The 9,993-nt window shown below is 68.8% G+C and carries 11 protein-coding genes; 8 read left to right on the plus strand and 3 right to left on the minus strand.

Annotated elements, in window-relative coordinates; genetic code table 11:
• Positions 1 to 16 precede the first annotated feature (16 nt).
• Genes KUM03_RS34260 through tgmC form a run of 3 tightly spaced genes read left to right on the plus strand, consistent with a single transcriptional unit; the run spans position 17 to position 2,508 of the window.
• Positions 17 to 322: a putative ATP-grasp-modified RiPP gene (locus tag KUM03_RS34260; RefSeq protein ID WP_254400294.1), complete on the plus strand. Its 306-nt coding sequence runs from the start codon at positions 17 to 19 to the stop codon at positions 320 to 322.
• Positions 323 to 325: 3 nt separating this feature from the next.
• A complete protein-coding gene (gene tgmB / locus KUM03_RS34265; protein WP_217254467.1) occupies positions 326 to 1,306 on the plus strand; it encodes an ATP-grasp ribosomal peptide maturase in 981 nt (326 codons plus the stop codon).
• Positions 1,303 to 2,508 carry an ATP-grasp peptide maturase system methyltransferase gene (gene tgmC, locus KUM03_RS34270; RefSeq protein ID WP_217254468.1) on the plus strand — a complete coding sequence of 402 codons (1,206 nt, stop codon included), beginning with the start codon at positions 1,303 to 1,305 and terminating at the stop codon, positions 2,506 to 2,508. Before tgmB ends, tgmC begins: the two co-directional genes overlap by 4 nt.
• Positions 2,509 to 2,590: 82 nt before the next feature.
• Here tgmC and KUM03_RS34275 read toward each other — a convergent pair whose 3' ends face one another.
• A complete protein-coding gene (locus tag KUM03_RS34275; protein ID WP_217254469.1) occupies positions 2,591 to 3,871 on the minus strand; it encodes a hypothetical protein in 1,281 nt (426 codons plus the stop codon).
• A 311-nt stretch (positions 3,872 to 4,182) separates the two neighbouring features.
• Between KUM03_RS34275 and KUM03_RS34280 the strand changes: the two genes are divergently transcribed.
• Both KUM03_RS34280 and KUM03_RS34285 read left to right on the plus strand, forming a co-directional pair.
• Positions 4,183 to 4,752 carry a dihydrofolate reductase family protein gene (locus tag KUM03_RS34280; RefSeq protein WP_217254470.1) on the plus strand — a complete coding sequence of 190 codons (570 nt, stop codon included), beginning with the start codon at positions 4,183 to 4,185 and terminating at the stop codon, positions 4,750 to 4,752.
• A 188-nt stretch (positions 4,753 to 4,940) separates the two neighbouring features.
• Positions 4,941 to 5,357, plus strand: coding sequence for a hypothetical protein (locus KUM03_RS34285; protein ID WP_217254471.1), 417 nt, complete (start codon positions 4,941 to 4,943; stop codon positions 5,355 to 5,357).
• Between the two features lie 142 nt (positions 5,358 to 5,499).
• Here KUM03_RS34285 and KUM03_RS34290 read toward each other — a convergent pair whose 3' ends face one another.
• A complete protein-coding gene (locus tag KUM03_RS34290; protein ID WP_217254472.1) occupies positions 5,500 to 6,471 on the minus strand; it encodes an SDR family NAD(P)-dependent oxidoreductase in 972 nt (323 codons plus the stop codon).
• A gap of 57 nt (positions 6,472 to 6,528) precedes the next feature.
• On the opposite strand from KUM03_RS34290, the gene KUM03_RS34295 reads away from it, so the two are divergent.
• The 3 genes from KUM03_RS34295 (at position 6,529) to KUM03_RS34305 (ending at position 8,819) form a co-directional block, all read left to right on the plus strand.
• Positions 6,529 to 6,951 carry a MerR family transcriptional regulator gene (locus KUM03_RS34295; RefSeq protein ID WP_217254473.1) on the plus strand — a complete coding sequence of 141 codons (423 nt, stop codon included), beginning with the start codon at positions 6,529 to 6,531 and terminating at the stop codon, positions 6,949 to 6,951.
• A 171-nt stretch (positions 6,952 to 7,122) separates the two neighbouring features.
• Entirely contained in the window at positions 7,123 to 8,151 is a 1,029-nt protein-coding gene (locus KUM03_RS34300) for a S66 peptidase family protein (RefSeq protein ID WP_217254474.1), read from the plus strand.
• A gap of 104 nt (positions 8,152 to 8,255) precedes the next feature.
• On the plus strand, positions 8,256 to 8,819 hold the full coding sequence (locus tag KUM03_RS34305) for a cysteine hydrolase family protein (protein WP_217254475.1): 564 nt from the start codon (positions 8,256 to 8,258) through the stop codon (positions 8,817 to 8,819).
• Positions 8,820 to 8,940: 121 nt separating this feature from the next.
• Here the strand turns inward: KUM03_RS34305 and KUM03_RS39125 are convergent, their stop codons facing one another.
• On the minus strand, positions 8,941 to 9,867 hold the full coding sequence (locus tag KUM03_RS39125) for a helix-turn-helix domain-containing protein (protein WP_308406473.1): 927 nt from the start codon (positions 9,865 to 9,867) through the stop codon (positions 8,941 to 8,943).
• Between the last annotated feature and the right edge of the window lie 126 nt (positions 9,868 to 9,993).

A 9,993-nucleotide genomic window follows, 5' to 3' on the forward strand; every position in this document is an offset into this window, starting at 1 on the left:
TCCAAGCTTGGTCGGCATGGAACTCATGGAACCCATGCACCGGGAGCGGGTGCTCAACTCCGCTTCTTCCACCCACGCCCTCTGGGCGATGCGTCTCGTCACCGACCGCTTGCCGGTTACCCCCGCCCCCTACGCATCCGTCACCCTCGACGCCACCACCCAGACCGCCCGCTACACCGACGCCCTCGGCAAGGTGGTCGAGATGGGCAAGCACGGGACGTCCCGGACGAGCAGTACGGCGTCCGTTTCGGGCGGCGGGGACGGGCAGCAGCCGCAGCCTCAGTCTCAGGACGACACGACGACCGACTACGAGTCGGACTGAACGATGACACGTACCGTTCTGGTGCTCACCGCCCTGGAAGACGTGACCGCGGACTGGGTCATCGCCGCGCTGAATGAGCGCGAGGTTCCTGTGGTGAGGGCCGACCCGGCCGACATCGGCCGACGGCTGACCTTCGGGTTCCGAATCGGGGCCGGTGAGCCTGCCTGGAGTGGGCCGCTGCGTACGGAGAGCCGGGAGGTGGACCTGGGGGAGATCGGAGCCGTCTACTACCGACGCCCCACCCCTTACCTGGACCGGTTCGTACAGCTGCCGCGACAGCAGCGGCAATTCGCGGCGGCCGAGGCGAGGCACGGGCTCGGGGGTGTCCTGCGGAGTCTGCGTTCCGTCCGGTACGTCAACCATCCGGCGGCTGTGGCCCGCGCGGAGTTCAAGCCGGGGCAGCTGCAAGCCTTCACCGAACTGGGATTGCGGATTCCGGCGACGCTTGTCACCAACGATGCCGTGGCAGCGAAGGAGTTCGCCGAGGCGCAGCCGTCCGTCGTCTGCAAGTCCTTTCGCGGGCTGCCGCCCGGTGAGGACGGCCGTGCGGGGGCTATCTGGACTCAGCGTGTCCAGTCGGAGGACTTCGACGACTCGCTCTCGGTGACGGCTCATCTGTTCCAGGCCGAGGTTCCGAAAAGCAGCGACGCACGGATCACCGTGGTCGGTCGGCGCGTCTTCGCCCAGCGGATCACTTCCCCGGGCGGTGCAGTCGACTGGCGGTGCGGGGACTGGAGCGATCTGGTTCACGCGCCCGTCGTCGTGCCCTCGGTCGTCGAAGCCGCCCTGCACGGCTACCTGGCCGCTTCCGGGCTGGCTTTCGGGTGCTTCGACTTCGCGCTCACAGGTGACGGAAGCGCTCCGGAGAACTGGTACGCGATCGAGTGCAATCCCAACGGTCAGTGGGGCTGGCTTCCGGACGCCCCCGCGATCACTGAGGCCTTCGCCGACATTCTGAGCACGGAAGGGACTGGCAGCTCATGACTCTGCCCACAGACCTCGCCAACGACGCGGGGGCGCTGCGCGCGGCGATGGTGAAGGGCCTCACCGATGCCGGGGAACCGGTCCACCCGGACTGGCTCGCGGCCGCGGGGAAGGTGCCCCGCCACGCCTTCGTGCCCGGCTTCTACCTCCCGGCCGACGAACCGGACGTACACGGGCTGACGGTGTGGGAGCCGGTGACGTCCGAGCTCGACTACGGCCGCTGGCTCGCGGCCTCGTACTCGGACGCCACGCTGGTCACGCAGTTCGACGGGGAGGAGACCGACTGGGAACAGCCGGCCGTACGGCATGGAGGAGCGCCCACGTCGTCGTCGACGCTCCCCTCGCTCGTGCTGCGTATGTGGTCGGACGCCGATGTCCGCGAAGGGCACACGGTTCTGGAGGTCGGAACGGGAACCGGATACTCGACGGCGCTGGCCTGTGAACGGCTGGGCTCGTCGCACGTGACCAGCGTCGAGGTCGATCCCGCGAGGCTGGCAGGGGCCGCCGACGCCCTGTACGGCTGTGGCTACACGCCGACGCTCGCCCGGGCCGACGGGCTGTACGGGTACTGGCCCGAGGCCTGGTTCGACCGGATCGTGGCCGCCTGCTCCTTCCGGTCCGTGCCGCCCGCTCTGCTCCGGCAGGCGCGTCCCGGCGGGAAGATCCTGCTGCCCCTGTCGGGGTGGCTCTACGGCAACGCCCGCGTCCTGCTCACCGTCGCCGGGGACGGGACCGCCGAGGGGCCCCTGCTGCCCGGGACCATCTCCTTCATGCCCGCCCGGAGCGATGCGGCACCGGCGTACGGGAATCCCGCGGACTGGGTCGCGGGGCTCGACGAGGAGCGGTCCCGGTCCGCGCGGCACGCACCGGAGCGGCTCACGGCTGCGACCGAGGAGGCCTTCCACCTGCGGTTCCTCGCCCAGAGTGCCGTACCGGACGCGCAGATGGTCACCATCGACGGGGTGCTGCATCTGATCGACGTGGTCTCCGGGTCCGTCGCCACGCTCACTCCCGAGGGTGGGGACTGGCGTGTCCGGGAGGGCGGCCCGCTCAAGGTGTGGAGCCGGGTCGAGGACTTCATCGACGCCTTCGACGCGGCGGGACGGCCCGGGCCGGAGACGTACACCCTGCGGGTGGACGGCGACGGACAGCGGCTGCTGCACGCACAGGTGCCGCGGCTGCGACTGCCCCGAGGGTACTGATCGGCAGGGAAGGGCCCCGCACGGAGCCGGGAGCTCGAGGCTTGGGGGCTCATGTGCGGGGCCGCTCACAGGGTGCGGGCCGTCAGACCGCCGTCAGGTCGAACGTGCCCGTGCCGTCCTGCCGGCCGCTGGAGTACTGGCGTATGAACTCCCCGTCCGCGTACCGGTCGTAGCCCATCATGGAACCGGTGTACTTGTTCTGGACACCGATCTTCGAGCTGCCGGGTACATCACGGTAGATGTAGAACCGCTGGAGGTCGTCCTCCGCGCAGGGGACCGTCATCAGGACCGCTCGTTCGGTGGACGCGCTCTGCTCGGCGATGGTCGCGCAACCGCCGTTGCCCCAGTTCCACAGGGGCGCCTCGATGACCCCGTCGCGCTCTGTCACGTTGCACAGGCGCCAGTTGTCCAGGTGGGCGCTGAAGATCGACGAGGGACGCAGCCGGACACCGTCGTCCGCCAGGAGCGGGGCTCCCCAGGACAGGGGCTTGCCGGGTACGGCGATCTTGTAGGCCTCGGCCGAGCAGTCGAGAGCGGCCCGCGCGCTGTGCGCGGTGGCCGTGGGCTGTTCGGCGGAGGTGCCGGTGGTGGGAGCCGGGTCCGGCGCGGGCGGGCGAGCCTGCTTCTGCTGCGCCGTCGGCGCGACCGCGCCCGCCGGGTGGTCTGCCTTCGCGGCGGCCGAGCCGCAGTCGAGGAGGGCTTGTGCCTTGGCCATGATGCTGTCGGCGGGCACGCTGTCCTGGCAGCGCACCGCGCCCTCCTCAAGGGTGGTGAAGGTGGTGAAGCTGCCGCCGCCGGGTCCCTCGGTCCACTCCAGCGCCCAGCTTCCGTCGTCCTGTTGGGCGCGGTTGCAGTTGAGGCTTCCGTACGTGCCGGTGACCTTCTTGGTGCCCTTGTAGAAGCCGTAGTAGCCCGGCTGGGTCAGGTTCCAGGTGACCGAGTTCGACTCGTTGCTGGTGGAGGCGTACTCGAGCATCACGTTCAGACCGACGGTCGCGCTGACGTTGCTGAGCGCCTCGACGGCGAAACTGGTCTCGATCGTGTCGTTGAGGCCGACGGAGACCTTGATGACCGTCGTGGTGTCGGTGCTGACGGTCTGCTCACCGGTAGTGCCCTCGGTGACGTACCAGCCCTTGAAGTGAGTGATGGTCGGCGACACTTCGGTGGTCTTGATGTACGGGTGGCGGGTGCCGAGGTCGGTCGCCGTACAGCTGTCGCCGGGCCGGGGCAGCGTCGTGTCGGTGGGTGCCGCGGCGGCCGGTGAGGCGGCGAGGGTCAGGGCGGTGATCGCCCCGGTGGCCGCGGTGGCGGTCACCGCTGTGAGTGATCTGGTGATGCGACTGACGGGTCGTGTGGAGCGCATCGTTGCCTGTTCCCCCCTGGTCGAGTGGGTTCGGTCGAGGGTGAATGTAGCGGCCACACAGGGTGGTGGTGTGAGGCCCGAACTGGCCACGAATGATCACGGAGGGGCCCGTTCCGGCCCTGGCGGGGTCGTTGCCGGAGGTCGGAGGTCTGAGGCACAAGATCGGACAGGGCCGCATGAGCGTGAGCGGGGTCAGAGTCGAACCCAGCTGACATGTGGCGCAGGCCACAGTCGCTTCGGCGATGATCCAGCCCGTTCAACAAGGTCGTTCATGCGTAACTACGGGGTGACAGTCACGAAGGAGTCGAGTCATGCGGAAGATCATCCACTTCGTCCACACTTCGCTGGACGGCAACATCGAAGGCCCGAACGGCGACTTCGACTGGCCGGTCATGGGGACGGAGCTGTCCGCGTACTCGTTCGGTCTGCTGGAGCGGGCCGACACCCTCCTGTACGGCCGCCCGGTCTGGGAGATGATGGCCGGCTACTGGCCGAACGCGGAGTCCATGTCCGACGACCCGCACGACCTCAAGTTCGCCCCGGTCTGGCGCAGCAGCCCCAAGATCGTGTTCTCTCGCACGTTGACCGACCCCGGGCACGGCGCACGCGTGATCGGTGATGCGAACCTGGTCGAGGAGGTCACCGCGCTCAAGTCGGAGCCGGGGAAGGACATGGTGTTGATGGGCGGCTCCTCCCTCGCCGCCGGGCTCAGGGCCCATGGCCTGATCGACGAGCACCATGTCGTCGTGCATCCGGTTGTCCTCGGTGGCGGCAAGGCGCTCTTCCCCGAAACCGAGGAGCGACTCGACCTCCAGCTCCTCGACTCTCAGGTCTTCGACTCCCGGACCGTACTCCTGCGGTACCAGCCCGCCTCGAAGTGACGTCGTTCCCGGACCAAACAGGTACAGGCGGGGCTGTGCGTTCATCCGAGGTGTGGCCGGGGCATACCGCGAAGGTTTACCCCGCACCTAAGTCATCGGGTTGACGCGCCACCTGGGCCCGCTGCCTAGCATCTCCCCCTGTTCCGAGGCTCGTTCCGGACGACTTGACGGCGCGATCAGGAGGACCTGTGAAGAGCTCTGCAGGCAGGAAGCTGCTGTACGGCGCGGCAGCGGGCGGTGCGTTGATGCTCACCGTGGCCACCGCGGCACCCGCAACCGCACTCAACGAGGACGCATGCACGATGTACGGCTGTTACTCGAATGACGGCTGGGGGTCCGGCTTCGGTCGATGGGTACCCAACGGCGACAAGATGTGGGTGTGTGACCGCTCGGCGGACGGCTGGTCCGTCGTCGTCCAGGCCACCGTCCTGGGCAAGTCGGTCAGCAACAAATGGGTGACGACCGGAAACAACACCTGCGCCGAGCGGTCCTACGGGAACGTCACCGAGGGCTACGCCGTCAACTACATGACGTGCCTCGGCGACTACAGCGAACAGAAGATCGTTTGGTCCAGCTGCGGGACCGAGCAGTGGGGCCGGGCCTGATCGCCTGCGCCAGGTAGGACTGCCCGCTTCCCTGACGACGGCTGTTCAGCCCGGCACCCTATGGGATCGGATCCGCGCTTCCGCAGGGCCGCGGTTCTGGGCTGAGCTCGTGCCTCGCGGCTCCTGCGGAGAGAAGGCGCACTCATCGAGTGGTCGGCGTCGCACCCGTCGCGGCAAGGGACAGGTCCCAGAGCCGGGCGGCGCTGTCCGGGTCGGTGGCGTACGCGCGTACGCCGCCGTCGTCCATGGGGGTGCCGGGCGCGGAGGCACCTGCGACGTCGCAGTCCTCCAGGTAGAGGCCGCCGCGTCCGTCGAGGAGCGGGGATGTGGCGGCCCACAGGCCGGTGGCGGCACCCTGGGAGGGGGTTTTGAAGTCGGCGCCGATGAGCTTGCCGTGCTCGTCCACCCATCCGCGGTCGACCTGCTCCTGGAGCGTCATCTCCCGCTGGAGACCGGTGAGGATCTTGCCGGGGTGAAGGGCGAAGGCTCGGACGCCGTCGCCCTTCCCGAGGGCGTCGAGGTGCACGGCGAACAGGGCGTTGGCCGTCTTGGCCTGGCCGTAGGCCAGCCACTTGTCGTAGCCGGTGCGGAAGTGCGGATCGTGCCAGCGGATGTCGGTCAGGGCGTGTCCGGCGGAGCTGTTCACCACGACACGTGCTCCGTCCGCGGAGGCCAGGAGCGGATAGAGCTCGCAGGCGAGCGTGAAGTGCCCGAAGTGGTTGGCGGTGAGCTGGCCTTCCCATCCGGGACCGACCCGCAGCTCCGGTGTGGCCATGACTCCGGCGACGGCCATCAGGAGGTCGAGCCGGGCGATACGGTCGCGGATGTGCGCGGCGGCTGAACGGACGCTGCCGAGGTCGGTCAGGTCCATGGGGACGACGTCGCTGCCCTTCACGTCCTTCAGCGCGGTGCGGGCGATTTCGGGGCGGCGGGCGGGAACGATGACGCGGGCCCCGGCGGCCGTCAGAGCCCGGGTGCTCTCCAGGCCGAGTCCGGAGTAGCCCCCGGTCACCACAGCGGTCACGCCCGAGAGGTCGCGGCCGGACATGACCTCCTGGGCGGTGGTGGCGGCGGAGAAGGGCGAGTTGAGCGGCTGCTGGTCGATGCTGGTCATGGCGCCGACGCTACGATCTGGAGCGAGGTCTAGATCAAGTGGTCCAGGGGGAGCGGCATGACGAGCGCCGAGGCGGCCGTGCAGTCGCTGAGCATCGGGGCGGTGGCAGAGCGGACCGGACTGAGCGTGCACGCGCTGCGCTTCTACGAGCGCGAGGGGCTGCTCGTCGGGCCGGTCCGGCGCACTTCGGGCGGAAGCCGGCGGTACACGTCCCTCGACGTCGAGTGGCTGTTGGTCTGTGTCAAGCTCCGCGAGTCCGGCATGCCGATCGCCGACCTCAAGCAGTTCGCCGGACTGGTACGGCAGGGGCCGGGCAACGAGGCGGAACGCCTGCGGTTGCTCGACGCCCATCAACGGCGCGTCGACGCACAGATCGAGGCGCTGCAGGAGTGCCGGGCCGTCATCGCCTGGAAGGTCGGTGTCTACGCCGAGCACCTCGCCCGGGGCGAGGCCGGTGGGCTGTGGGATCCGACGGCCTGAGGCGGACGTGGACAGTTCCATCACGTACCCCCGGATCGATCCGTGGCCGTCGCGCGCCGCCCGATGAACTTGGGGCGGCCGTCGGCTTTCGCTTGAGCAACCAACGTGTCGCCGCATGGGAGATCGGAAATCGGATGTCGCCCGAGCAGGCCACCGTGCCAGGATCCGCGCATGTCAGTCCGATACCCACGCCCCCTGCGCCCCGGTGACCGTGTCGGCGTGACCGCTCCCTCGAGCGGTGTCCCTAAGGGCATGCGTGACCGGCTCCAGGTCGCCGTCCGTGATGTGCGGGCACGTGGGTACGAGGTCGTCGTCGGGGAGTGCATGGACGGCTCGGGGCACGTGAGCGCCCCGGCAGCGGACCGGGCACGGGAACTGATGGCGATGCTGACCGACCCCACCGTCCGGGCGGTCGTGCCGCCGTGGGGCGGAGAGACCGCGATCGACCTGGTTCCGCTGCTCGACTGGGAGCGACTGCGTGAGACGGAGCCGACCTGGCTCGTCGGGTTCTCCGACATCTCGAGCCTGATGACCCCGCCGACCCTGCTCACCGGGACGGCGACCCTCCACGGCAACAACCTCATGGACACGCCCTACCGCGTCCCCGAGGGACTGTCGTCGTGGCTCGACGTCGTCACCGCACCCGCGGGCCACCGGTTCACGCAGTACCCGCCCGGTCGCCACCGGACCACGGGCTTCGACGACTTCGTCGGCCATCCTGAGATACGTGAGTACACGCTGGACGCCGTCGGCACGTGGACCCGGCTCGACGGCACCGGTGACGTGGAGGCCGAGGGAAGACTGATCGGGGGCTGTGTCGAGGCGCTGTGCAACCTCGCGGGGACGAGTTACCTCGATACCGCCGCCTTCGCACGCGACGAGTCCCCTGACGGGCTCATCGTGTACGTGGAGGACGCGGGCAGTGACGTATTCACGATCTGCCGGAACCTCCACGGCATGAGGATCGCCGGGTTCTTCGACCGCGCGAACGCGGTCGTCGTCGGCCGCAGCGGCGCAGCGGGCCACAGCTCCCTCAGCCACCATGAGGCCGTCCTCGACGCGCTCGGCTCCCTGAACGTGCCGATCATCGCCGACGTCGAGTGCGGCCACATTCCGCCCTACATGCCGATCGTCAACGGGGCAATCGGCCGGATCGTCCACACGTCGGGCCGCAGCGAACTGACGCAGACCTTGGGCTGACGCACGGCGGTGCGACCTGCTGAGGGTCCAGGCAACCTCCGTCACGGGCTCGGTCGGTCCAGCTAGATCTGCTCTCGTTTTCCAACGGACAAGAGACGGTACGCATGGCGAACAACGCATTCCTGGTGATGGACGTCCAGCGGGACGTCGTGGCCATCGCCGACGATGGTTCCGGATATCTGCCGCGCCTGCGCAGGGCGATCGACGGTGCCCGGGCTGCCGGTATCCCCGTGATCTACGTGGTGATGGGCTTACGGCCCGGCGATCCCGTGGCCAGCCCTCGCAACAGGGTGATGGCCAATGTCCTGCGGGCCGGTCTGTTCACCGAGGGAGCACCTGGCACCGAGATCCATCACGATGTCGCGCCTCAGCAGGGCGACGTGGTGGTCACCAAAAGGCGGGGGAGCGCGTTCTCGGGCAGCGACCTCGACCTCGTGCTCAGGGCTCGCGACATCGACAGCCTTGTTCTCACCAACATCGCCACCAGCGCCGTAGTGCTCTCCACCCTGTGGCACGCCATCGACCTGGACTTCGGTCTCACCGTCCTGGCGGACGGCTGCCTCGACACCGACCCCGAGGTGCACCGGATGCTCACTGAGAAGCTGTTCCCGCAGTGGGCGGAGGTCGTCACCGTCGAGGACTGGGTCGAAGCCGTCGCACCGCGCTGACGGGAGGTCGAGGTCGTCCGAGCTCTGGCCGGCAGGGCAGGGCGCTACCGGAATCTCTGGGACGACGGGCTCGGGAGGGCGTGAGCCTGACCGAGCGTTTCATCGGCAGCCTTCGACCGAGCTACCGTCCACGCCGGCGAAGCCCTCCGGCGGACGCACGGTACTGCCCCGGCGTCACACCGACCCCCGCGCGGAAGGCACGGCTGAAGTCGGAGGCGCGTGGGAAGCCCCAGCGGGCGCCGATCGCGTGGACGGGGAGATCGTGCAGTGCCGGGTCGGCGAGGTCGCGACGGCAGCGCGCCAGGCGCCGCTCGCGGAGGAATCCGGCGACGGTCGTGCCCTGCTCCTGGAAGACACGCTGCAGGTACCGAAGCGAGATGCCGTGGGCGGAGGCCAAGGACGCGGGCGACAGGGCGGGGTCGGAGAGGTGCCGTTCCATGAAGGCGGTGATGACCGTGAAGTGGACGCTCCGTCTCGACTCCGGGCAGAGCCCCGGGTTCCGGTCGGTGTGCCGGGCCAGGAAAGCCGCGACCAGGTCGAGCGCCGTCTGCCCCAGCCGGGCCGTGTCACGGGGCGAGCAGTGGGGGTATTCGCGGGCGGCCTCCGTAAGGAATTGGAGAAGAACACGTCCGACACCGGATCCGCGAGTGGCTGAAAGCGGCACTGCCAGCAGATCCCGCATTCGCCGGGGGGAAATGCGAAGTGAACTCTTGGGAAACTGCAGAACAATCGATGTCGAAGTCCCGGGAGTCAGTGCGGATTGCGCGGCGAACGGCAGCGAACTGTCGTACAGAACCATTTCACCGGGTCTCAGCCGCGCCTGGTTGCGGGCCTGCTCGATCCCCTGCTCCCCGGACCGGACGACGGCCAGTTGGTAAAGCTCCGGGTCGCTCCGGCGGATGAGCTGCGGGGTGCGCTCCGACACAAGCGGACTGTACGACAGATCGGTCAGCTCACCGGCGCCCAGCGGCATGGTGGCGATACGGGCACGGAAGGCGTCCGGATCAACGAATCGGAAGCGCTGCGGCATCAACGCGTCCTTGGTCACCTCAACCCACGTGGACGTACGTTCTTTTCTAAGCGTTGTCCCGTAACTACTGATCGGTACTCGCGTCTGGTTACGTCAGCTGGGCGCCGTGCAGAGAGTTCGTAGCCGCTGATTCTCGGGTCGGCT

Source organism: Streptomyces sp. AC602_WCS936, assembly GCF_019049125.1.
Taxonomy (GTDB): Bacteria; Actinomycetota; Actinomycetes; order Streptomycetales; family Streptomycetaceae; genus Streptomyces.

What these genes read in the sequence shown, in the direction of transcription:
- KUM03_RS34260 (WP_254400294.1), top strand. Translation starts at nt 17, where the DNA reads ATGGAACTCATGGAACCCATGCACCGGGAGCGGGTGCTCAACTCCGCT.
- KUM03_RS34280 (WP_217254470.1), top strand. Translation starts at nt 4,183, where the DNA reads ATGCGGAAGATCATCCACTTCGTCCACACTTCGCTGGACGGCAACATC.
- KUM03_RS34275 (WP_217254469.1), bottom strand. Translation starts at nt 3,871, where the DNA reads ATGCGCTCCACACGACCCGTCAGTCGCATCACCAGATCACTCACAGCG.
- KUM03_RS34305 (WP_217254475.1), top strand. Translation starts at nt 8,256, where the DNA reads ATGGCGAACAACGCATTCCTGGTGATGGACGTCCAGCGGGACGTCGTG.
- KUM03_RS34295 (WP_217254473.1), top strand. Translation starts at nt 6,529, where the DNA reads ATGACGAGCGCCGAGGCGGCCGTGCAGTCGCTGAGCATCGGGGCGGTG.
- KUM03_RS34290 (WP_217254472.1), bottom strand. Translation starts at nt 6,471, where the DNA reads ATGACCAGCATCGACCAGCAGCCGCTCAACTCGCCCTTCTCCGCCGCC.
- tgmC (WP_217254468.1), top strand. Translation starts at nt 1,303, where the DNA reads ATGACTCTGCCCACAGACCTCGCCAACGACGCGGGGGCGCTGCGCGCG.
- tgmB (WP_217254467.1), top strand. Translation starts at nt 326, where the DNA reads ATGACACGTACCGTTCTGGTGCTCACCGCCCTGGAAGACGTGACCGCG.
- KUM03_RS34300 (WP_217254474.1), top strand. Translation starts at nt 7,123, where the DNA reads ATGTCAGTCCGATACCCACGCCCCCTGCGCCCCGGTGACCGTGTCGGC.